This window comes from Rhizobium sp. NZLR10, assembly GCF_019685125.1.
GTDB lineage: Bacteria > Pseudomonadota > Alphaproteobacteria > Rhizobiales > Rhizobiaceae > Rhizobium.
The window spans coordinates 46,019-70,326 of the sequence record NZ_JABDWE010000014.1 but is presented as its reverse complement, the minus strand read 5'-3'; the positions used below and the strand labels follow the sequence as shown (position 1 = coordinate 70,326).

Here is a 24,308-nt window from a genome sequence, read left to right as displayed (position 1 = left end):
ACCGGACCGCTCGTGTTCAGTGTCAGCCGATGCCGAGCTTCTTGGTGATTTCGCCGACATTGGTCTTGTTGGCGAGTAGTGCCGGAACATAGGTCTCGCGCGGCAGGGTCTGGCCGGCGAGCAGCTTGGCGACGTTGTGGATGGCGGTGCGGCCAATTTCCGCCGGCTGCTGGGCGACATCGGCGCCGGCCGGCGAATTCGGATCGGCGATGAGCTGGAGCACTTCCGGGCTGCCATCGACGCCGTAGGTGCGGATCTCGGTCCGCCCGGCGGCCGCTAGGGCCTGGGTCGCGCCAAGCTGCGGAATGTCCCAGGCCGACCAGATCGCCTTGATCGAACCCTTTTCCGGATATTTGTTGAGGATCGCCGTGATCTGCGTGAAGGCGTCCTGCACGGTATTCGGGATGACGTCGCGCAGTTCCGGCTGGAGGATTTTGACCTTCGGGAAATATTTGACGACATTGACCAGCTGGTCGTAGCGGATCGCGCAGGGGGTTACGCCGTAGAAGCCGTTGAAAACGACGATATTGCCTTCGCCGCCGATATCGGAGACGAGCTGCAGCGCCAGGTCCTTGCCGATGCCCCAGTTGTCGGAGGTAGTGTTGTTGATCGAATTGGTCGAGCCGACGTCGACGGTCAGAACAGGAATCCCGGCGTCGCGCGCCTTCTTCAGCCACGGGTCGATGACGCTGAGCGTGCCGAGGATTTGAACGATCGCATCCGGCTTCTGGGCAATCAGCGTCTGCAATTGCGACACCAGTTTGCCGTCGTTGCGCCCGGCATCGACGGCGATCGGCTCGCCGCCGAGGCGTTTTACCTCTTCGATCTGGGCATTATAGGCCTGCAGGTCGAAGAAATGATCGGTGCCGGTCGCGCTGATGGCGATGCGCTTGCCTTTCAGCGACGGTTCTTCGTCGGCTGCCAAAACCGTCTTCTGCCCGACCAGCGAAGCGCCGGCGACGGCGACCCCGGCCGCTGCGGACAGTTTCAACAGGTCTCGTCTTCCGAAGCGGCTTCCGGACTTTTCGATGCTCATTACCACTCTCTCCAATTAATTATGTCTATAGATTAACTAGATTAATGCGAATGAGGAGGAACGAATTTCCAAAAGAACGATCTTCGGGGAAAAGAGTGGAGGGAGCGAGAGCGCATCCCTGGCTGCGGTTTCCCGCGACCGGTCCGTCGACGGAATGCGGCAATCCGCTGTTCTCGAAGATAAGCGGAATGGCGCTATTGAACATCGTCTCACATGAGACTAAATATAACCTCATGTGAAAAGGATCCACGATCATGATGGGATTTGCTGCCGTTGCCGATGTTCTCGGGCTACCCTCCAGGGAGCCGGCGTCGCGCTCGGCCTTCGGCTTGCTTTCCAGCATTGAGGCGGGACTGCCGGTCAAGGCGCTTGACCGCATGGCGCTGCTTCTGGCGCCTGATGATCTCCAGTTCAAATACCGGCTCGTTCCCAAAGCCACCTATGAGCGGCGCAAGTCCAAGCATCGGCTCTCCTCCGACGAGGGCATAAGGCTCGCCCGCCTCGCGCGGGTCTGGGGGCTGGCGCTCGATGTCTGGCAGACCGAGGCCGAGGCGCGTGATTTCCTGTTTCGCCCGCATGCGATGTTGGAGGACAGGCGGCCGATCGACGTCGTCATCCAGAGCGAGATCGGCGGCGAACTCGTGCTCGATATCCTTGGAAGCCTGAAATACGGCAGCGCTGCGTGAGCGCACAGCTTCTTGACCGCACGCTGACATCCGTCCGCATCGGCGATCCCAATGGAACCTACCCGATCTTCGATGCCACAGGCTCGACCATCGCGCCGGGGCGGTGGAACGCGTCGGGCAGCCCGATCATCTATACGAGCGAGCACTATTCGACCGCGCTGCTCGAAAAGCTCGTCCATGGCAGCGGCAGGCTGCCGCCCAACCAGCACTATGTCACGATCACCATGCCGCGCGGGCTCAGCTACGAGGTCTTCTCCGAACCGGCGCTGCCGGGCTGGGACAGCATGCCGGCTGTTGTCAGCAAGGCGTTCGGCGAAAACTGGTGCCAGGAAAAGCGCAGCGCCATCCTGCTGGTGCCGAGCGTCGTCGCCCGCGTCGACCGCAACGTGCTGATCAATCCGACCCACCCGGAATTCTCATCGCTCACGGTCAGCCTCCACCAACCCGTCTTCTGGGATCGCCGTCTGTTCGGGATGTGATGGGGCGGTCGGTCGCAATCGCGTCCTTCCGCGCCGTTACCCTTTCCAATGTCGGGGTGACGCCGTCTGCCGCCGTCGAACGCGCCAATCGAAGGCGCCGTTATAGGCGTGAGCAAAAGCGGCGACCTGCTGCCTTCGCTGCCAAGCACAACGACCTTGTCATGCTTCCGGAGCGCGCAAGGTCCGAACCTCGTCATCATTATTTACGTTAAAAGTAAGGCAAGTTTGGTGCGTAGCTATGACGCACGATAGTCCAATTGACTTCTAAACTTGGGCATGTAATTGCTGGTCGAATTTTGAAAATGCAAGTAGAATATATGTATCATCTCGGCGAAGTTGCAATACGGCGACTGCAAGAAAAGTTGATTAAATCGGTAAGGAAATTTGTTAGTAGAGGACAACCTTACATTATAATGGATTTTCCATCCAATAAAGATCCCGGCCACCACGCAAGTTGGTTGGGATTGGCAAAAGTATTGCAGGATGTGACAGGGCGCCTGCCGGTGCTTACCGGCGGATCACTTCAAAGTATTAATGAAATAAAAGACACTCCCGGCGACGCGCCAATATTCATTTGCGGGTGGGCCGACTTCGGAGATGCTCGGACCGGCAGAGATGATATTCGCTATCGCCTGGCGTGCAAATATCCGGATCGAACCATCATTCAGATGCCTCAGACAATCGATTTCGCTAACGAGGCACTGATGGAGTACGCGAAGCGTACGATTGGGAGGCATCGCAATTTTTTCTTTATGACGCGCGATGAGCAAAGTTTCGATCTGGCAAAGGCGAACTTCGATTGCGATGTCGAAGCTGGGCCGGACACGGCATTCGGTATCGGGCTGCTTAAACCATTCGAAGCTGATCCTCTCAGGGTATTATACGTCATGCAGCCTTTTGGAGAGGACGACGTTGATCTAGCTGAAGCCCGAGCGATCGTTGACGGACCCCTTACCAATTGGATCAGCGGTCCGGATAGTTTGTCGCGCTTGCGCAAGTCGAGTGTCGTCAAGGCCGCAATGCGGCGTGGCTTCAGCCGTTCCGAGATGGTGGCCCAACATCATGAGGATGTCGCTGCTCGGTATGTCGATTATGGCGTGAAGATGCTGTCCGGCGCGCAACGGATAATCACCAACCGTTTACATGGTCATGCTCTCTGTCTTTTGATCAATAAGCCGCATGTCGCGGTTGCGAGAAACGGAAGCAAACTGCACGACTTCATCAGTAGCTGGACTGGCGACACTCTCCTGGTGGAAAAGGCGGCAAATGCCAGTGAGCTTTTGGCGGCAATGTCCCGCCTTCCGTATGAGATGAACGGTGCTTGGTACAAGTCAAGTCGACCGATAGATCTGCGTCCCGGTCTTCCCGCCCCGGATCTCGTCCCTCAACCCTCTATAGTTTGATTGCCCGTAGGAGCTCAGTTTTGTCGCTTGCACGAGACGATGATATTCTATTCAGCCATGTCAGTAAGAACCGATCCGCCGCAGCCGTAACGGGTGCCTTCTGGTCGGCGATGAGTACGCTTATTCCGACAGTCCTCACCTTCGCGGTTTTCGTGGTGACGTCTCGCGTTCTCCAACCGCAGGATTTCGGTCTTGTCGCCTTGGCATTCAGTATCGTGTCGTTTGCAGGCAGTTTTGGACCGACTGCGTTTGGTGAAGCAATCATACAGAGAGCCGAAATAAGGCGTAGCCATCTCGATACCATATTCCTACTTTCCCTCGTCTTTTCATTTTTGGTCTACGGAGTTTTGTGTTTAGCCGCGTCGCCAATCGCGGCATACGTGGGGCATAAGGAAGTCACGTACCTTATTTACATCATAGGGCTGAAGGTCTTCTTCGATTTCACGGCCATCGTTCCGAATGCGATTGTCAATAGAAAGATGTCATTCCATCTGGTGGCCGTCCGTACCGTCATCGCCACGATCACGTCTGCTTGCATTTGCCTTATATTGGTTCTCGCGGGCTTCGGCTTGTGGGCGCTGGCGATTGCACAGATCGCGGCCACGGCGGCATCATGCGGCGCTGCCTTCTGGGGTGCGGGGTGGTCGCCTGGACTGCACTTGAAGAGAGCAAGCCTGAACGACCTTCTTCACTATGGCTTTTTTGCTTCTGGCACTCGGTTCTTACAGACCATGAGCTTGGACAACTTGATCATCGGCGTGCTCTTGAGCCCATCGGCACTCGGTATCTATAACTTTTCGAAGCGTTTGTTTGATATGATCAACAACGTTATCGCCGGGGGCTTAACATCCGTCACGCACGTGTTGCTTTCCTCATTGCGAAGCGATCCGAAGAAAGTTCGAGAAGCATTCCTGATGGCAACCTTCGGCTGCTCTCTGGTGTCGTACCCGGTGTTCATTGGCCTTGCCGCAGTTGCCGGTGATGCGATCACCACTATTTTCGGCGCACATTGGATCGAGGCCGTTTGGCCAGTCCGGTTCTACTGCGTCATCGGGTTGATGGCTGGGATCGGCTACGTGCAGGCATCCTTGATAAAGAGCCAAGGGGAGATGGATTGGTGGTTTTACTACCAGCTGGCGCGAAATCTCCTCACGCTCCTGACCATCGCAATTCTTTATCCCTATGGCGTCACAACAATTGTTTTCGCCATTATGGTCGAAGTTCTGTTGTTTTGGCCGATCACCAGTTGGAAGGTTTCGCGGCATATAGAGCTGAGCGTCGGGGCCTATCTGATGCAATTCCTTCGGCCAAGCCTGGCTTGTGCGGGAATGGTTGCCGTCGTTTTGCTCCTGCACGAATCGCTGATTCATTGGTCGCCTTATCCACGGTTGGCCGTGGAAATCGTTGCAGGCGGGATTGCGTACTGCTGCCTGATATTTGCCCTTTGCAGGGCTCGTTTGAATGTCTTGATCGGCAGTATAAAGCAGGTACGGCAGCGCAAGACCAATAGGGACGCAATTGTCGACCCTATCGCCCATCAATCGTGATATCTCGGCTCCTCCGCAGCGACCGTACTGCGGAGGAGCCGACCGCTGTGCACGCCCCTCAGATAAAGTGTCATAGGATATCGATAAGATGACCAGTCTCGACCGCGGTTATGCGCCACCGGTGATTGACAACGGAGGAGTCTCGATTACCGACCGCAGCCGTTACTATTCTCTCGATGCAATGCGCGGGTTTGCCGCAATTTGCGTTGTGGCTACACATTTCCAAGAGAGATATGCCCCCTCCGCTTATCTGGCAGTCGACTTTTTCTTCGTTCTCAGCGGATTTATTATCGCGGACATTTACGGAAAAAGGCTTTCGCGCGGTCTGCCATTCCAGGCGTTTATGACGGCACGAATCAAACGTCTTTATCCGCTCTATCTGATCGGAATTTTAGTCGGTCTCGTACAGATCATTCTGCTGACAAGCTGGGGGCTGAGAGGCCAAAGTGTCGTTGACCTGCTGGTGTCGACAGTTGCTAACGGGGCTTTTCTGCCCAGCCCGACATATTTCCTTCAAGCCAACCCAATGCAGGGGATGTTTCCAATCAATGGCCCGGCATGGTCGATGTTCTGGGAACTGTTGGTGAACATACTCTTTGCATGTTGGCTTTTTCGGCTCTCTATCCGCGCCCTTTGTCTCGTTGCCTTGGTCTCGGCTGCATTATTGGTTTGTGTCGGTCTTAAGTACGGTATGTTGAATATCGGCTGGGAGTGGCCTTCCGCGATAGGTGGACTCCCACGAGTAATGTTTTCATTTACTGCAGGGGTCGTGATCAGCCGTCTATTCGGTGGTATGCCCGCCTGGAGGAAGGGTTGGACCGCCTTAGTGCCATGCCTGCTTCTGATGATCTGCATCGCAGCGCCGGTTCCGTCCGTGCTGCGGCCTTATTACGATTTGATGTTCGCGATGGCTTTGGCGCCGCTCATCGTGATGCTTGGCCTCTTTTTGGAGATGCCTGCAAAATTAGAGGCGTTGGCGACGTGGATCGGGTATATCTCCTACCCCGTCTACATCTTGCACCGAGGTGTGATCGGTGTTTTCAAGCCAGTTGCCGGGTCGATCGGGGTGAATGGCCCTCTCGCCTTCTTCGTGCTTCTCAGCGCAGTCGTATGTTTTGCTTATGTAACCGCTCGTTTCCTAGACAAAACTATGGCTGTACGGACCCGCCGAGCTCAATAACATCCCGCCGCGGCGAGCGCGCCATCAGCCGGGCATAGGCGATGGCCGAGAGCATGTTGACGTGGTTGGCCTTGCCGGTGCCGGCAATGTCGAAGGCGGTGCCGTGGTCGACCGAGACGCGGTCGATCGGCAGGCCGAGCGAGACGTTGACCGCCGTCTCGAAGGCGACGAGCTTGATCGGGATGTGGCCCTGGTCGTGATATTGGGCGATGACCAGATCGAAGGCGCCGTTATAGGCGCGGGCGAACACCGTGTCGGCGGAGATCGGGCCGACGACGTCGATGCCCTTCGCCTGCGCCTGCTCGACGGCGGGCGCCAGGAATTCCGTGTCCTCAGTGCCGAACAGGCCATTTTCGCCGCAATGCGGATTGAGGCCGGCAACGGCGATGCGCGCCTTCTTGCCAAGCCTCAGGAAATGCTTATGGCCTGCTTCGATAGTGGCGAGCACCCGCTCGGTCTTGGCGCGTTCGATCGCGCCTTTCAGCGAGATGTGGGTGGAGACGTGGATGGTGTTCAGCCGCTCGGAGGCAAGCAGCATGAAGGAACTCTTCGAGCCCGTGAGGTGGGCGAGAAGCCCGGTATGGCCGTCATGGTGATGGCCGGCAAGGTTCATCGCTTCCTTGTTGATCGGCGCGGTGACGATGACATCGGCTTCACCAGACATCGCAAGATCGACCGCGCGGGTGATATAGCGCACCGAGGCATCGCCGGCGACCGGGCTGACCTTGCCGATCTCGGGCAGGGCCGCGCCGAGCGCAACCTCATCTACGGCGATCCTGTCGTCACCGGGGCGATCGGCGGGCCCGAACCGCAGACCGGTGCCGGTGACGCGGTCGGCGCGCTCCAGCGCTTCGACATTGCCGACGATGACGAAATCGCGGCGCTCTTCGCTCGGAAGGGCCGCCAAGGCCTTGACGATCACCTCAGGGCCGACACCGGCCGGATCGCCGAGCGTCACGGCGACTTTCGCATTCCTGTCCATCATAAAAGTCCCTTCTACAACGCGGCTGCGTAAATCGAGCGGATGTCGGCACGTGTGAGATCGCGCGGATTATTGTCGAGCAGACGGCGAATGGCAAAGGCATCGTCGGCCATGGCGTCGAGATCGCTTTCCGGCACGCCGAGGCCGGAGAGCTTCATCTCGATACCGAGTTCGGCGCAGAAAGCGTAAGCCGCATCGAAGACGGATGCGATGGTTTCCGAGGTTTGACGTCCGAGAGCCGCCATCACCGTCTTGGTCTTTTCCGGGGCGGCCAGCGTGTTGAAGGCAAGCACATGCGGAAAGATCAGCGCGTTCGCCGCGCCATGGGCAACATGCCAGCGCGTGCCGAGGGGATAGGCAAGCGCATGGCCGCCGGCAGTGTTGACCGGGCCAAGGCAGAAACCGCCGTACAGCGAGGCGAGCGACAGGCCGGCGCGCGCCTCGCCGTCGTTACCATCCTTGACGGCACGGGCGAGATATTTGCCGACCAGCCGCGTTCCCTCGATCGCATAGATATCGACCATCGGATGGGCCTTGCGATTGGTGAAAGCCTCGACGCAATGGGCCATCGCGTCGATGCCGGTAGCGGCTGTCGTGCGGGCCGGCACGCTGAAGGTCAGGGCCGGATCGATGACGGCGATGTCGGCCAGCATATGCAGGCTTTCGACGGCAAGCTTCGCCATAGTGGCCGGATCGGTGACCAGCGCGCGGATGCCGGCCTCGCTGCCGGTGCCCGAGGTGGTCGGTACCTGGGCGAGTGCTGCCTTACGCGGCCCATGCACCTTGTTGGGGCCGACGACGTCATGCAGCGTCTGCGCGGAGCCGGCAAGAACGGCGGCAAGTTTTGCCAGGTCCATGGCGCTGCCGCCACCGAAGCCGACGATCAGTTCGGCGTTGGCGCCGTTGGCCGCGGCCAGGACTTTTTCGAGATTGGCCGTGTCCGGCTCGGGCGTCACTTCAGCAAAGACCGTCACTTCGCCCTTCAGCTCCAGCACGTCGATGCGCGAGGCATTGAAGGCATCGGAGATGACAAGCATGCGCCGATAGCCCTTTTCGGCAGCCCATTTGCCGAGCTTTCCCGCCGTGCCGATGCCGAATTCGATCAGGTGCGGCCGAACGATCGTGATTGGCGAATCCAAGCTGGCCATGAACCAGTCCTCCCTGCAAAGACCTTGCGGCGATGTCGTCTGTCTTTAATGTAAAGTTGTAAGATTAATGTCAAGCCAGCATTCCCAGGTGAGTAAATTTTTATCGCCGAACATGGCGTCAAATGCGGTTCAAACTGACGTCGGCGCGTCAATATCTTATTGAATATCAGATTGTTACGGTAAATTGTTCGATGAACTGGCATTCGAACATGAAGGATGGGCCGCCATTTGCGTCGGTGCCGAACAGCGCGGAGATGTTGTCACATTCTCTCGCGATGCCGATCAACGCCAGTTCCAGGCTGCATGCTTTCGCGCTCGACCGGACACAGATTTACAATTTTCGGCCGCCGGCTCGCTTACGGCAGGGATTGCGGGGCAAGCCGCACATATTTGATGGCGCGCCGGTAGTAGGTGTAGGCCACATGGAGCGTGCCGTCGCTGCCCTGGATGATCGAGGGGTAGGAGAATTCGCGGTTCAGCGAGTCCTTCGAATTGTTGCTGAGGCAGAAGCCGTCGCCGGTATCGAGATCGATGCGATGCGGAAAACTTCTGCCGCCATCCCTCGATATCGCGAAGCTGAGCGGCGCACGCGGAACACCCCAGACCGCCTTGCGGCCGATATCGGCGGCGACCATAGTGGCCTCTTTGGGCTCGTCGCCTTCGATTTCGTCATAGAGGGACTGACGCCGCGCGTCCGACATGCCGGCATTCGAATGGTTGTAAACCATTGCGATCGCTCCATCATTCAGCATGGTAGCCTGGATCGAGGAGTTGTTGTTCGGCAGTTCGGTGGGCTCGGGCACGCTCCAGGTTTCGCCGCCGTCGGTCGATCTGCTGGAAAGAACGCTCTCGGCGAAGCGGTTGCGGTAGAAGGCGACCATCTCGTCGCCGCCGAGCGGCAGGATGTTCATGTGCACGGCGCTGATACTGTCTGGAATATCGCGCATCTGCCAGCTGGCGCCGCCGTCTCGTGAGATCAGCACCGCCGCCGTATCGGCGTCGCCACTCCAGCGCTGGCCGTTGAGGCCGACGCAGCGGAAAACCGGAAGCAGCCAGTCGCCCCGGTCGTTGACGACGATCTGCTGGCGAACGAAGGTGCCGGGACTGTCGCAGAGGATGCGAACCGGGCCGAAGCTTTTACCGCCATCCCCCGATATCCGGCATTTGACAACAGAGCCATCCTGATTGCCGGAGGTCTGTGAGGTGTAGAGCAGCCATGTTTTCCCGTCCGGAGCGTTGAAAATCAACGGATTTTGCTCGGATTTCTCTGGGTCGTCGCTCATCTTCTCCGGCTTGGACCAGCGCTGGGAGCCCGGTGCCAGCCGCGACATGTAAATCGAAATATCACCCATGCCCTCCATCGTGCCGCCGAACCAGACGCAGGTCAGCGTGCCGTCCGGCAGAAAGGCGAGATTGGCCGCATGGTTCTGGATGCAAGGGGAGGGCAGATAGGCATCAGCCCGGCCCTGAATGGAGGGGTGCGGGGTGATAAGCCCAGTCATCAGGGCGGGCACGGCTTCCGAAGGCAGGCCGGTAAAACTCATAGCGGATCTCCTCAAGGCAGCTTGGCGTAGCTTTCGGCGAGCGCGGCATAATCCGCCCCGCTCAGCGGCATCAACGGCGCGCGTGTGCGCTTCCAAGCGGGATTGCCGGTCTTTAACCCCACCATTGCCTTGATGGTCGGGATCTGAACGTAGGAATTGGAAAGCGTGCGATAGGCGTTGATGCGCGCCTGCGCTGCCTCGACATCGGCGGCGCGTGCGGCGTCATGAACATGGTCGTAGACGGTGCGCAGCGAATCCGCCACGAGATTGGAGGTTGCGGTGATGCAGCCCGCACCGCCAGCCTTCAGCAGCGGCAGCAGCAGCGGATCGGCGCCGGCCAGCACCGAAAAGCCGGGATGGGCGGCAATTATCGCCTGCATGTTGTTGAAATCACCGGCAGATTCCTTGATGCCGACAATCGTTTCCGGGAAGGCCGCAATCAGCCGGCCGATCAGCGGAATGGAGAGCGGAACGCCAGAAACCTGCGGAATGTGATAGAGGATCACCCGCAGACGCGTATCGGCGACCTTTTCCAGCACCTGCGAATAGGCGGCGAAGAGGCCGTCGTCGGAGACGCCCTTGTAATAGAAGGGCGGCAGCATCACCACCTTGGTGACGCCGAGCGAAAGCGCGTGCCGGGTCAGTTCGACGGTCTCCGGAATGGCGACGACGCCGGTGCCCGGCAAAAGCCTGTCGGCCGGAATGCCGGCCTTTAGCGCCGCTTCCAGAATGGCGCGGCGCTCGGCTGCGGAGAAGGAATTGGCCTCGCCTGTCGTGCCGAGCAGGGCCACGCCATGACATCCCTCGGCCAGCAGCTGCCGGCAATGGTCGGTGAAAAGCGCGAGGTCCGGCGTATTGTCCGCAGTCAGCGGCGTTGCGGCGGCGCTGAAAACGCCTGTAATCCTGTGATGGCTCATTTCGCCCTCCTCGGTGCGTCCCGTCCTGCCGGTGCGTGTTCGAACCGGCCGGCTGCACATTCCATTGTCATTCGTCTGTCGCGATGGATTGCGGAAAACTTTTCCATTGCGGCCCTTTTGTCAAGCAGACAAAATGCATTCCTTCGAGACGTAAAATTTAACTAATTGTTATTGCATAGGTATTTGTCATTGGAAATTTTGTTGGAATGGAAAATGCGATTTTTTGTTGACATATTTACAATAACGAGAGAACGATACGGGACGGATTGTGCTGCGCCTGGCAAGGGGCAGGGAGAGCGCTGCCGAATTCACCTGGGAGGAATGCCATGTCTTTAGATCAATCGGATAAAACCAATATATCGCGTCGCAACGCGCTGAAGCTCGGTCTTGCGGCCGGCGTCGGCCTCACCGTGTTCGGGATGAATGCCCGCATCGTAACGGCCGACGAGGGCCAGGTCCTCAAGGTCGCACATCCGGCCTTCGATCAGGATTGGTCGCCGCTGCGCGGCGGCGGCAGGACGTTCCGCTGGAATTCGATCTGGTGGGCCTCGCCGATGTATTTCGACAGCCAAGGCAAAATCAAGCCTTACGTCTTCACCAGTTGGGAATCGGCCGACAACGCCGTCTGGACTTTCAAGATCGACCCCAAGGCCGTTTTCTCCGACGGCAGCAAGATCACCTCGGCCGACGTCAAGGGATCGTGGGAAGTCGCCTCGATGCCGAACACCAAGAGCCAGCGCGCCGACCAGGTGCTGAGCAAGGTCAAGGGTTACGCCGAGATCGCTGCCGGCTCCGGCAAAGAGCTGACGGGTGTCGCGACACCCGACGAGGGGACGGTCGTCGTGACGCTGACGGCAGCCGATCCGATCTTCTTCATGCGCCTGGCAAACCACATCGCGCCGATCACCAAGGCCTCGCAGTCGCGCGGCAGCGACGGCGAGGAGATCATCGACTGGTACAAGCCTGACAGCAAGCCGGCCTTCTCCGGCCCCTTCAAGCTGACGAGCATCGATATCGACGCCGGCAAGCTCACCTTCGAGCCGAACGAGAACTTCTTCGGCCCGAAGCCGAAGCTCGCGCGCATCGAGGTCACCTCGATCGAGGACAATGTGACGGCGACATCGCTGATCAAATCCGGCGAGTTCAACGCACATACGGAACTCGTCACTTCAACGATCATCCAGGATCTCGGCCCCGAATTCTCCGCCGGCCCGCTGATCCCGACCAGCCAGCACTTCTGGTTCAATATCTCCCGCGCGCCGATGGACGATCCGAAGGTCCGCCAGGCGCTGATCATGGCGATCGATCGCGACGGCCTGTTCAAGGCGTCCTATCCGGACGGGCCGCACAAGAAGGCCGACCAGATCCTCAACTCGGTTCCGGGCGCCGAAGATTCCGGCTTCGAGCCCTTTCCCTTTGATCCGGCAGCCGCAAAGAAGCTGCTCGCCGAATCGAGCTATGGCGGACCTGAGCGCCTGCCGAAGATCATGTTCGTCGGCATCTCGGCGCCGGCCATTCAGGCCGCCGCCCAGTTCATCGCCGAGCAATGGCGCCAGAACCTCGGCATCACCGCCGTCGACATGAAGCCGCAGCAGGATGCTTATGCCGGCCCGGACCAGAACTCGGTCCAAATCTTCCGCGACGATGTCGGCACCCGCGTTCCCGATGCCGTTTCCTATTTGGCAGGCTGCATCGCCTCGACCTCGTCGAATGCGCAGAACAAGCTCGGCGGATACAAGAACGACAAGGTCGACAGCGCCCTTACTGAGGCGACGACCAAGGCTGCGGACGATCCGCAGCGCATCGCTCTTGCCCAGGAAGCCCAGAAGGCGTTCCGCGACGATTGGGCCTTCATTCCGTGGTATTCTCAGGCGATGTCGCGCTGGGCCACCACGGAGGTCAAGGGCCTGGACAAGAACCTCGACTGGCAGATCGTCGAACCCTGGAACATTTCCATCGGTTGATCCGGAACAATCGTTCCTGGCGATAAACGCGCGAAGGCCGCAAGGTCTTCGCGCAAATTTCAAGAAGAGATGCGATCTGTCGGGCTTCTGCGAAGGACAAGAACGCATCGAACAACTGACGGGAGGTGGCCATGCTGCGCTACGTGCTAACCCGGTTTGCCATCTGGATTCCCTCCGTTCTGGTGGTGATGCTGGCCGTCTACGCGCTGGCCTTCTACGGCGCCGGCGATCCGATCAAGCTGATCTTCCTGCGCGCACCGGGCGACGTCGCTTATAATCCGCAGCGCATCGAAGCCATCCGCGAAAGTGCTGGCCTTAACAGACCCTTCATCGAGCAGTTCGGCCTTTACATCTGGAACCTGCTGCACGGCCAATTCGGCAACTCGCTGACGTCGGGCCGCGCCGTCTGGGCAATGGTCTCAGCCGCCGCTCCCGTCTCCTTCCAGCTCGCCCTCTGTTCCGTCATCCTGACGACCGTCGTTGCGATCCCGCTCGGCATGATCGCGGCGCTGAACCAGAATTCGCGCCTCGACTATACCATTCTTGGCTCCGCGCTCTTCCTCTGGGCGATCCCGGCCTATGTCGCCGGGCCGCTGCTGATGGTCGGCCTCATCGTGCTGCTGCCGGGCGCGAGCGTGCCCTATGGCTGGGGCGGCATTTTCGATGTCCGTATCCTACTGCCGCTGCTCGTGCTTTCCTTCCAGCCGATCGCGCTCATCGTGCGCCAGACCCGGGCTGCCGTCATCGAGGTGCTGTCGGAGGATTTCGTCCGGACCGCGCGGGCCAAGGGCGTGCCCGAGATCATCGTGGCGCTGCGCCATATCCTGCGGCCGGTACTGACGCCTGTGGTGACGCAGCTCGGCCTGATCATGATCACCATCGTCAACGGCGCGATCTTCGTCGAACTGGTCTTCGGCCTGCCGGGGCTCGGACGCCTGACGGTGCAGGCGCTGATCAATTCCGACTATCCGGTGATCCTGGCGATCACGCTGATCGGATCGTTCCTGGTGATGGTGTCGAACCTCTTGGTGGATGTGCTCTATCCGCTGCTTGACCCGCGCGCCAATGATGCAAGAAGGAGCCGCTGACCATGTCCGCAATCCCTCTATCCACCACCGAAACCGTCGAGGAACAGCCGGTCAGCCTGTGGCGCGACGCCTGGTATCGGCTGAAGCGCAACAAGCTCGCCGTCTTCGGCCTGGTTATCGTCCTGATCCTCGCCTTCACAGCGATCTTCGGGCCTTACCTGACGCCCTATGACTATCTGAGCCAGGATCTCAACGCACGTAACGCGCTGCCGTCGATGAGCCATCTTTTTGGAACCGACGATCTCGGCCGCGATGTCTTCAGCCGGGTGGTCTTCGGCACGCGGACCGCTTTCCTCGTTGCCGTCATCGTCACCTTCTTTGCGGTGCTGATCGGCCTCACGCTCGGCGCGGTGGCCGGTTTCTTCGGCAATCCCTTCGACCGCGCCATCATGTGGCTGACCGACGTGACAATGTCGGTTCCCAACCTGCTGCTCGTCGTCGTCATCAACGCATCGCTGAAATCGCCGATCACCCGATGGATGGAGGCGCGTTACCTCGAGACCTTCAATCCCTTCTATCGCCAGACGATATGGGTGGATTTCATCCTCGTCTTCGGCTCGATGGCGTTGATCTCCTGGCCGCCCTATGCCCGTCTGGTGCGCGCCCAGGTTCTGTCGATTCGCAGCCGACCCTATATCACCGCAGCCCAGGCACTCGGCCTTTCGAACTGGGTCATCATCAAGCGTTACGTCGTGCCGAATGCGCTTGGACCGCTGATCGTCTCGGTCAGCGCCGGCCTCGGCACGGCGATGGTGCTGGAAAGCGCCTTCAGCTTCCTCGGTGTCGGCGTCAATCCGCCGACGCCGAGCTGGGGCAACATGATCTCGGACGGCCTTCGCGTCTGGCAGCATTATCCGCATCTCCTTGCCGCTCCGGCGGCCGTGCTCGGCCTTGCCTCGGTTGCTTTCAGCTTCCTCGGCGACGGTCTCAACGACGCGCTCAATCCGCGGGGCAGCAAATGATCGACACCAAAAACACCGAACGCCTGCTCGATGTCAGGAACCTCACCGTCGAGATCGACGGCCGCAATGGCCCGGCCGTCGTCGTCGACGGCATCGATCTCCATGTCGACAAGGGCGAGACGCTCGGCGTTGTCGGCGAATCCGGTTGCGGCAAGAGCCTCACCATGCTGAGCCTGATGCGGCTCCTGCCGAACAAGATCAAGGTCACCAAGGGAACGGCCACCTTCGACGGCCGCGATCTGCAGACGATGTCGAATCGCGAGCTGCGCAAGGTGCGCGGCGGCGATATCGGCTTTGTCTTCCAGGATCCGATGACGTCGCTTAATCCCGTCATGCGCGTCGGCGACCAGATTTGCGAGCCGCTGATGTATCACCGCGGGATGAAAAAGGCTGCGGCCCGCGCCCGCGCCGTCGAGCTTCTGCGCCTCGTCGGCATTCCCGGCCCGGAAGAGCGCCTGCAGGCCTTTCCGCACGAGCTTTCCGGTGGCATGCGCCAGCGCGTGATGATCGCGATCGGCCTTGCCTGCAATCCCAAGCTTCTGATCGCCGATGAGCCGACGACGGCGCTCGACGTCACCATCCAGGCTCAGATCGTCGATCTGGTGAAGGACCTGCGCGCCAAGCTCGGCATGTCGGTCGTCTGGATCACCCATGATCTGGCGCTGATCGCCGGCTTGGTCGACCGCGTCGCCGTGCTCTATGCAGGCACGGTCGTCGAGGATGCGCCGGTCGACGAGCTCTATGCCCGCCCGAGCCATCCCTATACCCGCGGCCTGCTCTCCTCGATCCCGAAACTGTCCGACCCGCCGGCAAGCCGGCTGAGTTCGATCGGCGGCACGCCGCCGGAGCCCGGCCGCCGGCCGAAGGGCTGCCCGTTTGCGCCGCGCTGTCCGCTCGCCGAGACGATCTGCCACGAAAAGGTGCCGCAGCTTGAACGCTTAAGCGGCAGCAGCAATCATCGCGCCGCCTGTTTCGTCGTCCAGAGAATGCAGGAGGCCGCGTAATGGATGCTCAACCACTGCTCAAGGTCGAAAACCTGGTCAAGCATTTCCACGTCAAGCTCGGCGCCTTCGGCGAACGCTCGGCGACGGTCTATGCGCTCGACAACGTCAATCTCGATATCATGGAAGGCGAGACGCTGAGCCTCGTCGGCGAATCCGGCTGCGGCAAGTCGACGACCGGATTCACCATCCTCAACCTCTACAAGGCGACCAGCGGCAAGGTCGTTTACAAGGGCCAGGACCTCGCGACGCTCGATGAAAAGCAGATGCGGCCCTTCCGCCGCGACCTGCAGATCGTCTTCCAGGATCCCTATTCGACGCTCAATCCGCGTATGACGGTGGGCGAGGCGATCGGCGAGCCGATCCTCTTCCACAAACTCTGCACCAAGGCCGAGCTGAAAGAGAAAGTGGCGACGCTGCTCACCGATGTCGGCCTGCCCACGCGGTTTGCCCAGCGTTACCCGCATGAGCTTTCCGGCGGCCAGCGTCAGCGTGTCGTCATTGCCCGCGCGCTTGCCTGCCAGCCGAAATTCATCGTCTGCGACGAGGCGATCTCGGCGCTCGACGTGTCGATCCAGGCGCAGATCATCAACCTGCTGCTCGATCTGCAGGAGAAATACCGGCTGACCTATCTGTTCATTGCCCACGATCTGGCGGTGGTGCGCCATATCAGCACCCGCGTCGGCGTCATGTATCTGGGGCGGCTCGCCGAGCTTGCCAGCCGCGAGGAACTGTTCGACAATCCGCTGCATCCCTATACCAGGGCGCTGCTGTCGGCCGTTCCGGAGACCGATCCGGAGCATGAGCGCACCCGCCAGCGCCAGATCCTGCAGGGCGACGTGCCGAGCCCGCTGAACCCGCCTTCCGGCTGCCGTTTCCACACGCGCTGCCCGATCGCGATGGATGTCTGCAGCAAAGTTATTCCCGCCTGGAAGGAGGCCAAGCCCGGCCATCTCGTTGCCTGCCACGCCGTCAATACCGAGCAAATCGCATGACGCTGCAGGCTGCGATCATTGCCGACGATCTGACGGGTGCGCTCGATACCGGCACGCCCTTCGTCGCGGCCGGCCTTTCGGTTGCGGTCGCCATCGATGTCGAGGCGGCACAGGCTGCGATCGCCACCGGCTGCGATGTCCTGGTCATCAACACCGCCTCTCGCGCTCTTAGCGAGCGTGAAGCTGCCGAAAGGGTCCGATCGGCCGCCGAGGTCATTCGTGACATCAAACCTTCCGTTGTTATGAAGAAGATCGACTCCCGGCTGAAGGGCAATGTCGCGGCGGAAAGCCTGGCGCTGAAAAAGGCGCTCGGCCTGAAGACCATCCTCGTGGCGCCCGCCATCCCCGATCAGGAGCGCGTGACTTACCGCGGATGTGTCGTCGGCCGCGGCGTCAACACGCCGCTGCCGATCGCCATGCTGTTCGAGGCCAACCCGGACGATGTTGTCGTTGCCGATGCCGAGGATGAGAGCGATCTCGATCAGATCGTCGAGGGTCATGACTGGCTGACGACGCTCGGCGTCGGTGCGCGTGGTCTCGGTGCGGCATTTGCCCGCCGGCTCGGCGAAACGGGGCGGCGGCCGATGACGGAATTTACGGCAACCCCGCGCACGCTGTTTGCCTTTGGCTCGCGCGATCCGATCACCTCAGTCCAGGTGAACCGGCTCGAAGCTTCGGGCGCCTTGCGCGTGCTGGCGGATGCGCCGATGGGCAAGATCGAATGCGGCGAGGGCCTGGCGCTGCCGGCGCTGCTGCGCTGCACCGGCGAGATGGAGGCCGATGCAGCACTCGTCGCCCGCCGCTTTGCGGCAGGCGTCAGATTGGCCATCGACGACACCAGGCCTGAGATGCTGATGGTCGGCGGCGGCGATACGGCGCTTGCCGTTTTCCAGGCACTTGGGGTGAGAGTCTTGGCGCCAAAGGGCGAGATCGAGGCCGGGATCCCTTGGTTTGATATCACGGCCGCTGACGGGCGGCAATTTCGGTGCGCCGTGAAGTCGGGGGGCTTCGGCAATCCGGATAGTTTGTTAAAACTGGTTCTTTGGAATCAGGCGGCATAAGATACCGCCGGGGAGAATGACGTGGCTGAAGTGAATGGCGAATCTTTGAACGCGGAAGCCGGCCCGCCGGGCAAGCCCGAACGCGGCAAGGCCGTCAAGCTGGTCGATCGCGTCTTCGACCAGCTGCTCGAGCGTATCCGCGGCGGAAACTATCCACCGGATTCACGCCTTCCCGGCGAACATGAGCTTGCCTCGATGCTCGGTGTTTCCAGGCCGATCGTCCGCGATGCGCTGGCCCGCCTGCGCGATCAGGGCATGGTCTATGCCCGGCAGGGCGCCGGCACCTTCGTCAGCGCCCATGGGTCGCCGACGACTCAGCTTGCCTATTCGCCGGTCAAGACGATCGCCGATATTCAGCGCTGCTACGAATTCCGCCTGACCATCGAGCCGGCCGCCGCCTACTTCGCCGCCAAGCGCCGCAATGAATCGGCGATCCAGAAAATCGCCGGCGCCCTTGCGGATCTGCGCGAGGCGACCAGCCATCAGTTGCACCGCACCGATGCCGATTTCATCTTCCATCGCGCGGTAACTGAGGCTGCCAACAATCATTATTATACCGCTTCGATCGACGCGCTGAAGGCGCATATCGCCGTCGGCATGCATCTCCACGGCCTCTCCCTGCTTGGCCCTCGCCAAGGGCTGGAACAGGTCTATGAAGAGCATAACGCCATCTACAAAGCGATCGCCGATGGCCGGGCTGACGATGCGCAAAGGCTGATGAAGGCGCATCTCGAAGGCTCCCGCGACCGTCTGTTCGAGGGCAGGGCGCTCGACCTGTCCTTCTGAGGATCTAGCAGATGGGCGATTTCCACCTTGGTCTTTGCCGTTGCCGGGATGATTTCCTCGAGCAATGCCCCAGGGTGGGAGGGGCAGTGCGTCGTCGGCCTCGTCGTTTCTACGGCATTTGATCATTCCCCATCCAGGTGTGCTTGCGGCCCATGCCTTCAGCTTGGGATTGTCCCCTTCGTCGCATTAGCGCTTGAAGAGATCGGCGGCGTCTTCGTGGGCGGCGGCTTCCCTGTCCGAGTGATATTGCTTGTTGAAATCGTCCCGAGGGCCGCCTGTTCCAAGTAAAGCAGCAAGCAGATCACCAGAAGAAGCGTGAACACGATCCACGAAATACGTTGAACTGCCCAGAATCGTTGCTGGAACTCGGTATGGTCGAGCATGCCTTCGGGTAGCGCCGGCGATTTGCTTATCTCTCCCATGCCCTCTCCCTGTGCGTTTCGCAGAGAACCGGGGCCGGACGCAAGAGTTCCCGGCGATACCGGGACCGTCGCCGTGTACCTCGGATGTGCAGCAGTCCAGGCGTCTTCGCCGATCAGGGGAACGAAGACCACCCCGCCGAGATCTTCCTCCTCGAACTGGGCGGCCCCGGTGCGCATGATGCGTCTCAAGCGCTGCTCTTCGCTGCGGCCGACCGGGATGATAAGCCGCCCTCCGAGGTCCAACTGCTCCTTCAAGGCGGACGGCACCTCGGGTGCTGCCGCAGAAACGATAATGGCATCGAATGGGGCGGCTTCCGGCCAGCCCTTGCTGCCATCACCGACGCGAACGTCAATATTGTGGTATCCGAGCTGTTCGAACCGTTCCCTGGCCAGAAGCGCCAGCCTTTCATGGCGCTCGATGGAATAGACCTGCCTTGCTATTCGGCTCATGAGGGCTGAAGCGTAGCCGGAGCCCGTTCCGACCTCGAGCACCTTGTCGCCGGCATCCAGACTGGCCTTTTCGAGCATCAGTGCCACGATGAAGGGCTGCGAAATCGTCTGGCCCTCGCCGATCGACAGCGGCGCATCCTCATAGGCGAATTCCTCGAAACCTGGAGCAACGAATTTTTCGCGCGGCACCGTGCGCATCGCCTCGGTGACGCTTCGATCGCGAATGCCGCGACGCGTCAGCTGGTGCTCCACCATGCGGTCTCGGATTTGCGTCATATCCATGGATCAGCTCCACTGTCGGCGTTGTGGCTAGGGGCAAGCTTCTCGGCCGGGCAGAAGAATGGAAACAACGGGAGAGCCTCGTCATTCCGATGCGCTGCTCGGTCCATGTGGGGAACTTAGTGTGAAGAGCGAAGTTCGACAGGCCTATGCAAACTAGGAAATTCCGTTCCGATGAGGCGTCAGTGTCCACGAACCCACTCATCAACGAACCGGTCGACGACCTTGCCTCCCGCCTTGAGGTGATGACCGACGACGAGGTGTTTATGACCATGAGCGAGCTGGAAAGCGCCAGCGAAGCTGCCGGGGACGATGCGGCGCAAGAGATCCTTCCCCGGATTGTTTTGACCGAAAGCGAGATCGAGCGGCGCTATCCCGGCGAACTGCTCGCGCCATATCGCGACTGGAAGCAAAGGCAACCGCTGCTGTGACGACCCGACGATCATATGCCGAATACAAAACAACAGATGGAGGCAGCAATGAGCAGTTCCGAGACGACGACGGACCACAAGGCGATCCAGAAATGGGCGGAGAAAAGGGAAGGTAAGCCGGCGGTTATCCGCGCCGGCGGTAAAGGCGGCGTGCTGCGCATCGATTTCGGAGAAAAAGAAGAGGAATTCGACGGGATCGGTTGGGATGAATTCTTCAAGATCTTCGACCAGAACAAGCTGGCTTTTCTCTACCAGGACAAGACCAAGGACGGGATGATCAGCCGATTCAACAAATTCGTCGAGCGCGACTAAATTGCTGGACGGATGGCGACGCGGGACCGGATCGCAGCGCCGCCCCAGAAACTTGCTCTTATTTCGTGCCCGAACCGAATGCTGATGGGACAGAATGCTTGCCGCGCGACGTTGGCATCCGCGCATCGTCATCCGCGTCATCCTTCTTCGCCTGGCCGATCGCAGTACCCATGAGATCGGCCGGCTTGAAGAACTCGGTCTCCGTCGCGCCCGGCATGAGGCAGCTGACGGTCGCGCCGGATCCCTTCAGTTCTTCGCGCAAGGCAAAAGAGAAACTGTTGATGAAGGCCTTGGTGCCGTTATAGACGGCGGAGCCGGGCATGAGACCGGCGATCGAGCCCGTCGGCAAGATGCGGCCTTCGCCGCGGCTGCGCATCTGGTTGCCGATCGCATGGCCCTGCGACGAACGCAGCGTTGATCGACGAGGTGCCGGCGCGGCCCGACACCCATCCCTCGCGATAATGGTTATTGGAAACCGGAGTTCCAACCCGAACGATCTTCGCGTCCTGTGGCGCCACCGTCGATCGCGATGTTGGGAATGGCGCTTTGGGGTCGATTTGGAACAGGTCGATAACCCAAACGTTTTCGCCTGCAGCAGAACATGACGTTAGGAGGCAAGCGGCATGAATACGGCTTTCAACAAGCCCGCGCGGGTGGCCCTGGTCGTTGAGGACGACTACGTCCTTGCGAGCGACCTCGCGTCCAAGCTGTCAGAAGCCGGAATGAAGATCATCGGGCCTGCACCCAACGTCCAGCAAGCCCTGAATTATATTGACGACGGTTCCCAAATTGACGTTGCGGTCTTGGACATCAATCTTAGTGGAACGATGGTGTTCCCTGTCGCCGATGAGCTATCGAAGCGCAATATCCCCTTTTTCTTTGCAACCGGCTACAGCCGGGACGTCGTTCCTCCGCGATTTGCGGATCGGATCTTCGTGGAAAAGCCGCTGGACAAGAGCGCGATTTTCGAAGCCCTTTCCAACTGCCGAGGCCCGGCGGAGAAGGCATCGGGCGACCACAAAAATCTCATTCTTTCCGCGCTTTCGTCCCGTGAAAGTGATGTCATCCAGCCGCATCTGAAATCGATTCGGCTGGTTCAAGGCGAGATCCTTGAACGGCAGTTTGGAGAGATAACGGCAGTCTCCTTCGTCGAAGCCGGGATTGTATCGCTGATCGCCTTGTCCCTCGATGGCGCACAAGTAGAGGCCGGTCTGATCGGGCGTGAAGGCGTTACCGGTACCGGATTGTTGGAAGGCGATTGGCGCACGCCTTACGCTATGATGGTGCAGATCGAGGGAACTGCCCAGCGCATCGATGTCGACAGCTTTCTTCGTCTCACGCAGAAGGCGCCGCAGTTGCGATCTCTTTCATCGTCATTTTCGCGGTCGCTCGGAATCCAGATCAGCTATACGGCCTTGGCTAATGGCCGATATTCCATAGAGCAGAGGCTGGCGCGCTGGCTGCTCATGCTCAATGATCGCGCCGACAGCCAAGTGCTGAATCTGACCCATCAATATATGTCTTTCATGCTCGGCGTCCGGCGTTCCGGAGTGACGGGCGCGCTCCACGTTCTGGAAGGCGAAAAGCTCATCAGATCCGTACGAGGAAAGGTCATCGTCGTCGATCGGGACGGGCTTGTTCTGAAGGCCCATGGTTCTTACGGCATCCCCGAGGCGGAATACGAGCGCCTGATGGGTTTCTCATTGCGCGGCGCCGAGAACATTTCGATGAACTCGGCCAATCATATCCCCGCTTTTCAATCCCGAAAACTTTAAGGACGAAAATAAAGCCTATATTCCTATGAGCGGTGAGCACCTCGTCGCAGCGTTTAAACCTGCCGTGGGGCGCAACTTTTGCCTCAAGTTATAGTTTGACAGGCGAAGGAGCCAGATCATGAACCAATTCCTTGTGTTCGCAGGACGCATCTATCTGCTCTTCGAATCCCGCCTCGTTGGAAAGGTGCCCGGTGGAAAATAGCAATCAAACGAGACTCTTTTCGGGAAAGCGCATCCTGATCGTTGAAGACGAATATTTTCTGGCTGACGAGACTCGCCGGACGCTGGAGGATCTTGGGGCAATCGTCGTAGGTCCGACGTCAAACGTTGGCCGCGCCCTCGACCTTATCGACCGGGAACACATCGACGCAGCGATCCTCGACGTCTACCTTGGTGACGAGCTTGTATTTGCCGTCGCCGATGAATTGGAGGCGCGTGACATCAACTTCGTCTTTGCTACCGGCTACGACCCCTCCCACATCCCAGTAAAGTACAAGGGGTTTGCGCTCTGCGAAAAACCAACTGAACTCGAGCAGATCGCCGTCGCACTCTTTGGTCCACCCGGCGGGTTCGAAAAGCTTAACTGATCGTCTCGCCGTATGGAGCTGTCTTGAATCTGCTGAGACGCGCGGTCGACCCATCTACCGACAGCCCGGCCGCAGGTGCAGGGTTTCGCGATTGAGCTGCCATGTGGAAGAACAATTAGGCCTGTCTGCGTACGACGCGGAACCATGAGGCCTCGCCGACTGTTGAGCATGATCTTGAAAGGTCAAAGGTCATGTCATCAAGCGCGACCAAGGATATCATTGCTATCGGCGGTTCGACGGGGAGTGGAGCTGTGCTCAAGACCCTGGTCGCTGATCTACCTGCTGACCTTCCGGCAACTGTCTTCGTCAGTACCCACATTCCTTCAAACTCACCCGGTTTTTTGCCGGAGATGCTAGCGGCGAGATCCAAGCTTCCGGTGACGCAGGCGGTTGACGGCCAGCCGATCGAGCGCGGACACGTCTATCTCGCTGCACCCGACCGCCACCTGCTGCTCATGGGCGAAACGATCATGTTCGGAGCCGGCCCACGGGAAAACATGGCCCGGCCCTCGATTGATCCGATGTTTCGCTCTGCTGCCCTGTCATTCGGACCACGCGTGGTGGGGCTCGTCCTGACCGGGATGCTCAATGACGGCGCGGCAGGGCTTCATGCGATCAAATCCAATGGCGGCACGGCCGTGGTGCAGCACCCGCTCGATGCGGTGGCGGATCAGATGCCGCTTGCGGCGCTTGAAGCCGTAGAGGTCGATCATGTGGCCGCGGCGGCTGATCTCGGCAGGTTTCTTACCGACCTCGCGGGAAGCGAAGCGGGGCCGAGACTTGATTTGCCGTCCGACGAGTTGCGGCTCGAAGTCGAAATCGCGGCGGGTGGACAAACTGGCAGCGCCGAACTTCGCAAGATCGCGTCACCAATTGCTATGACTTGCCCGGATTGCCATGGCGTGCTTTCGGAGGTTCGCGGTTCCCGGCCGTTGCGGTTTCGGTGTCAGATCGGCCACGCCTATACCGCTGACGCGCTGGCGGGGCACATCGATGAGCTGGACGAGGCGATCAGGATTGCGATGCGGGTCATGGAGGAGCGGGTGACCCTCGTTGAGCGCATGGCTCGGGACGCGCGTGATACCGGCCGGACCACCGTCGCTGAACTCTATGAGGCAAGAGCTGCAGAATATCGGCGCTATTCCGCGACCCTGCGCGACGCTGCCTTGACGTCTTCGCGCCTCGGCCGCGCGGCACGTTTTCAAGACTTCTGATAAAGGTGTATCTTTGTGCCGAGCCGAACGTTTTAAGTCGGTGGAACAGAGACATGGAT

The 24,308-nt window shown here is 59.8% G+C and carries 22 protein-coding genes and 3 pseudogenes; 17 read left to right on the top strand and 8 right to left on the bottom strand.

The window, feature by feature from the left end; translation table 11 throughout:
* Window positions 1–22: 22 nt before the first annotated feature.
* Window positions 23–1,036: a sugar ABC transporter substrate-binding protein gene (locus HJB82_RS20790; RefSeq protein WP_207585817.1), complete on the bottom strand. Its 1,014-nt coding sequence runs from the start codon at window positions 1,034–1,036 to the stop codon at window positions 23–25.
* Window positions 1,037–1,290: 254 nt separating this feature from the next.
* Here HJB82_RS20790 and HJB82_RS20785 point away from each other — a divergent pair, with 254 nt between their 5' ends.
* The 5 genes from HJB82_RS20785 (at window position 1,291) to HJB82_RS20765 (ending at window position 6,331) form a co-directional block, all read left to right on the top strand.
* Window positions 1,291–1,722 carry an antitoxin Xre-like helix-turn-helix domain-containing protein gene (locus HJB82_RS20785; RefSeq protein WP_207585816.1) on the top strand — a complete coding sequence of 144 codons (432 nt, stop codon included), beginning with the start codon at window positions 1,291–1,293 and terminating at the stop codon, window positions 1,720–1,722.
* Entirely contained in the window at window positions 1,719–2,201 is a 483-nt protein-coding gene (locus HJB82_RS20780; protein ID WP_221141297.1) for an RES family NAD+ phosphorylase, read from the top strand. The genes HJB82_RS20785 and HJB82_RS20780 overlap by 4 nt, the downstream gene beginning before the upstream one ends.
* A gap of 317 nt (window positions 2,202–2,518) precedes the next feature.
* Window positions 2,519–3,604 (top strand): polysaccharide pyruvyl transferase family protein, encoded by a 1,086-nt coding sequence (locus HJB82_RS20775; protein ID WP_207585919.1) that lies wholly within the window; start codon window positions 2,519–2,521, stop codon window positions 3,602–3,604.
* A gap of 20 nt (window positions 3,605–3,624) precedes the next feature.
* Window positions 3,625–5,151: a lipopolysaccharide biosynthesis protein gene (locus tag HJB82_RS20770; protein ID WP_207585814.1), complete on the top strand. Its 1,527-nt coding sequence runs from the start codon at window positions 3,625–3,627 to the stop codon at window positions 5,149–5,151.
* Window positions 5,152–5,239: 88 nt separating this feature from the next.
* The gene (locus tag HJB82_RS20765) at window positions 5,240–6,331 is read left to right on the top strand and encodes an acyltransferase (RefSeq protein ID WP_221141294.1); all 1,092 of its coding nucleotides are present in this window, start codon (window positions 5,240–5,242) and stop codon (window positions 6,329–6,331) included.
* Here the strand turns inward: HJB82_RS20765 and pdxA are convergent.
* The 4 genes from pdxA to HJB82_RS20745 form a co-directional block, all read right to left on the bottom strand.
* On the bottom strand, window positions 6,300–7,313 hold the full coding sequence (gene pdxA / locus HJB82_RS20760; RefSeq protein ID WP_207585918.1) for a 4-hydroxythreonine-4-phosphate dehydrogenase PdxA: 1,014 nt from the start codon (window positions 7,311–7,313) through the stop codon (window positions 6,300–6,302). The genes HJB82_RS20765 and pdxA overlap by 32 nt on opposite strands.
* A 14-nt stretch (window positions 7,314–7,327) precedes the next feature.
* Window positions 7,328–8,461, bottom strand: a complete 1,134-nt coding sequence (locus tag HJB82_RS20755) for an iron-containing alcohol dehydrogenase (RefSeq protein ID WP_207585812.1) — start codon at window positions 8,459–8,461, stop codon at window positions 7,328–7,330.
* Between the two features lie 356 nt (window positions 8,462–8,817).
* Window positions 8,818–10,005, bottom strand: a complete 1,188-nt coding sequence (locus HJB82_RS20750) for an exo-alpha-sialidase (RefSeq protein WP_221141293.1) — start codon at window positions 10,003–10,005, stop codon at window positions 8,818–8,820.
* Window positions 10,006–10,016: 11 nt separating this feature from the next.
* Window positions 10,017–10,922, bottom strand: coding sequence for a dihydrodipicolinate synthase family protein (locus tag HJB82_RS20745; RefSeq protein ID WP_221141291.1), 906 nt, complete (start codon window positions 10,920–10,922; stop codon window positions 10,017–10,019).
* A gap of 326 nt (window positions 10,923–11,248) precedes the next feature.
* On the opposite strand from HJB82_RS20745, the gene HJB82_RS20740 reads away from it, so the two are divergent.
* The 7 genes from HJB82_RS20740 to HJB82_RS20710 all read left to right on the top strand — a co-directional run bounded on the left by HJB82_RS20740 (window position 11,249) and on the right by HJB82_RS20710 (window position 18,779).
* The gene (locus tag HJB82_RS20740) at window positions 11,249–12,886 is read left to right on the top strand and encodes an ABC transporter substrate-binding protein (RefSeq protein WP_221141289.1); all 1,638 of its coding nucleotides are present in this window, start codon (window positions 11,249–11,251) and stop codon (window positions 12,884–12,886) included.
* A 131-nt stretch (window positions 12,887–13,017) separates the two neighbouring features.
* On the top strand, window positions 13,018–13,974 hold the full coding sequence (locus HJB82_RS20735; protein WP_207585808.1) for an ABC transporter permease: 957 nt from the start codon (window positions 13,018–13,020) through the stop codon (window positions 13,972–13,974).
* A gap of 2 nt (window positions 13,975–13,976) precedes the next feature.
* Window positions 13,977–14,936 (top strand): ABC transporter permease, encoded by a 960-nt coding sequence (locus HJB82_RS20730; protein ID WP_207585807.1) that lies wholly within the window; start codon window positions 13,977–13,979, stop codon window positions 14,934–14,936.
* A complete protein-coding gene (locus tag HJB82_RS20725) occupies window positions 14,933–15,940 on the top strand; it encodes an ABC transporter ATP-binding protein (protein WP_207585806.1) in 1,008 nt (335 codons plus the stop codon). Before HJB82_RS20730 ends, HJB82_RS20725 begins: the two co-directional genes overlap by 4 nt.
* The gene (locus HJB82_RS20720; RefSeq protein WP_221131133.1) at window positions 15,940–16,932 is read left to right on the top strand and encodes an ABC transporter ATP-binding protein; all 993 of its coding nucleotides are present in this window, start codon (window positions 15,940–15,942) and stop codon (window positions 16,930–16,932) included. Before HJB82_RS20725 ends, HJB82_RS20720 begins: the two co-directional genes overlap by 1 nt.
* Window positions 16,929–17,993, top strand: coding sequence for a four-carbon acid sugar kinase family protein (locus HJB82_RS20715; RefSeq protein ID WP_221141287.1), 1,065 nt, complete (start codon window positions 16,929–16,931; stop codon window positions 17,991–17,993). The genes HJB82_RS20720 and HJB82_RS20715 overlap by 4 nt, the downstream gene beginning before the upstream one ends.
* Window positions 17,994–18,014: 21 nt before the next feature.
* Window positions 18,015–18,779, top strand: coding sequence for a FadR/GntR family transcriptional regulator (locus HJB82_RS20710; RefSeq protein WP_221116244.1), 765 nt, complete (start codon window positions 18,015–18,017; stop codon window positions 18,777–18,779).
* A 189-nt stretch (window positions 18,780–18,968) separates the two neighbouring features.
* Here the strand turns inward: HJB82_RS20710 and HJB82_RS31925 are convergent.
* Window positions 18,969–19,043, bottom strand: a pseudogene (locus tag HJB82_RS31925) (DUF305 domain-containing protein); the annotation flags it as partial.
* A 3-nt stretch (window positions 19,044–19,046) separates the two neighbouring features.
* A pseudogene (locus HJB82_RS20705) lies at window positions 19,047–19,933 on the bottom strand (protein-L-isoaspartate(D-aspartate) O-methyltransferase); the annotation flags it as partial.
* A gap of 182 nt (window positions 19,934–20,115) precedes the next feature.
* On the opposite strand from HJB82_RS20705, the gene HJB82_RS20700 reads away from it, so the two are divergent.
* Together HJB82_RS20700 and HJB82_RS20695 are read left to right on the top strand one after the other, a co-directional pair.
* Window positions 20,116–20,361, top strand: a complete 246-nt coding sequence (locus HJB82_RS20700; protein WP_221116245.1) for a hypothetical protein — start codon at window positions 20,116–20,118, stop codon at window positions 20,359–20,361.
* A 48-nt stretch (window positions 20,362–20,409) separates the two neighbouring features.
* The gene (locus HJB82_RS20695) at window positions 20,410–20,673 is read left to right on the top strand and encodes a hypothetical protein (protein ID WP_221141277.1); all 264 of its coding nucleotides are present in this window, start codon (window positions 20,410–20,412) and stop codon (window positions 20,671–20,673) included.
* A 115-nt stretch (window positions 20,674–20,788) separates the two neighbouring features.
* Here HJB82_RS20695 and HJB82_RS20690 read toward each other — a convergent pair.
* Window positions 20,789–21,067: pseudogene (locus HJB82_RS20690) on the bottom strand (SDR family NAD(P)-dependent oxidoreductase); the annotation flags it as partial.
* A 229-nt stretch (window positions 21,068–21,296) separates the two neighbouring features.
* Here HJB82_RS20690 and HJB82_RS20685 point away from each other — a divergent pair.
* The 3 genes from HJB82_RS20685 (at window position 21,297) to HJB82_RS20675 (ending at window position 24,249) form a co-directional block, all read left to right on the top strand.
* Window positions 21,297–22,448 carry a helix-turn-helix domain-containing protein gene (locus tag HJB82_RS20685; protein WP_207585800.1) on the top strand — a complete coding sequence of 384 codons (1,152 nt, stop codon included), beginning with the start codon at window positions 21,297–21,299 and terminating at the stop codon, window positions 22,446–22,448.
* 191 nt (window positions 22,449–22,639) lie between these two features.
* Entirely contained in the window at window positions 22,640–23,035 is a 396-nt protein-coding gene (locus HJB82_RS20680) for a response regulator (protein ID WP_207585799.1), read from the top strand.
* A 191-nt stretch (window positions 23,036–23,226) separates the two neighbouring features.
* The gene (locus tag HJB82_RS20675; protein ID WP_221141275.1) at window positions 23,227–24,249 is read left to right on the top strand and encodes a chemotaxis protein CheB; all 1,023 of its coding nucleotides are present in this window, start codon (window positions 23,227–23,229) and stop codon (window positions 24,247–24,249) included.
* The last annotated feature ends 59 nt before the right edge of the window (window positions 24,250–24,308 follow it).

Coding starts and splice junctions, on each gene's coding strand:
- HJB82_RS20740 (WP_221141289.1), top strand. CDS start 11,249: ATGTCTTTAGATCAATCGGATAAAACCAATATATCGCGTCGCAACGCG.
- HJB82_RS20775 (WP_207585919.1), top strand. CDS start 2,519: ATGTATCATCTCGGCGAAGTTGCAATACGGCGACTGCAAGAAAAGTTG.
- HJB82_RS20695 (WP_221141277.1), top strand. CDS start 20,410: ATGAGCAGTTCCGAGACGACGACGGACCACAAGGCGATCCAGAAATGG.
- HJB82_RS20725 (WP_207585806.1), top strand. CDS start 14,933: ATGATCGACACCAAAAACACCGAACGCCTGCTCGATGTCAGGAACCTC.
- pdxA (WP_207585918.1), bottom strand. CDS start 7,313: ATGGACAGGAATGCGAAAGTCGCCGTGACGCTCGGCGATCCGGCCGGT.
- HJB82_RS20675 (WP_221141275.1), top strand. CDS start 23,227: ATGTCATCAAGCGCGACCAAGGATATCATTGCTATCGGCGGTTCGACG.
- HJB82_RS20720 (WP_221131133.1), top strand. CDS start 15,940: ATGGATGCTCAACCACTGCTCAAGGTCGAAAACCTGGTCAAGCATTTC.
- HJB82_RS20755 (WP_207585812.1), bottom strand. CDS start 8,461: ATGGCCAGCTTGGATTCGCCAATCACGATCGTTCGGCCGCACCTGATC.
- HJB82_RS20790 (WP_207585817.1), bottom strand. CDS start 1,036: ATGAGCATCGAAAAGTCCGGAAGCCGCTTCGGAAGACGAGACCTGTTG.
- HJB82_RS20715 (WP_221141287.1), top strand. CDS start 16,929: ATGACGCTGCAGGCTGCGATCATTGCCGACGATCTGACGGGTGCGCTC.
- HJB82_RS20745 (WP_221141291.1), bottom strand. CDS start 10,922: ATGAGCCATCACAGGATTACAGGCGTTTTCAGCGCCGCCGCAACGCCG.
- HJB82_RS20785 (WP_207585816.1), top strand. CDS start 1,291: ATGATGGGATTTGCTGCCGTTGCCGATGTTCTCGGGCTACCCTCCAGG.
- HJB82_RS20735 (WP_207585808.1), top strand. CDS start 13,018: ATGCTGCGCTACGTGCTAACCCGGTTTGCCATCTGGATTCCCTCCGTT.
- HJB82_RS20730 (WP_207585807.1), top strand. CDS start 13,977: ATGTCCGCAATCCCTCTATCCACCACCGAAACCGTCGAGGAACAGCCG.
- HJB82_RS20685 (WP_207585800.1), top strand. CDS start 21,297: ATGAATACGGCTTTCAACAAGCCCGCGCGGGTGGCCCTGGTCGTTGAG.
- HJB82_RS20750 (WP_221141293.1), bottom strand. CDS start 10,005: ATGAGTTTTACCGGCCTGCCTTCGGAAGCCGTGCCCGCCCTGATGACT.
- HJB82_RS20765 (WP_221141294.1), top strand. CDS start 5,240: ATGACCAGTCTCGACCGCGGTTATGCGCCACCGGTGATTGACAACGGA.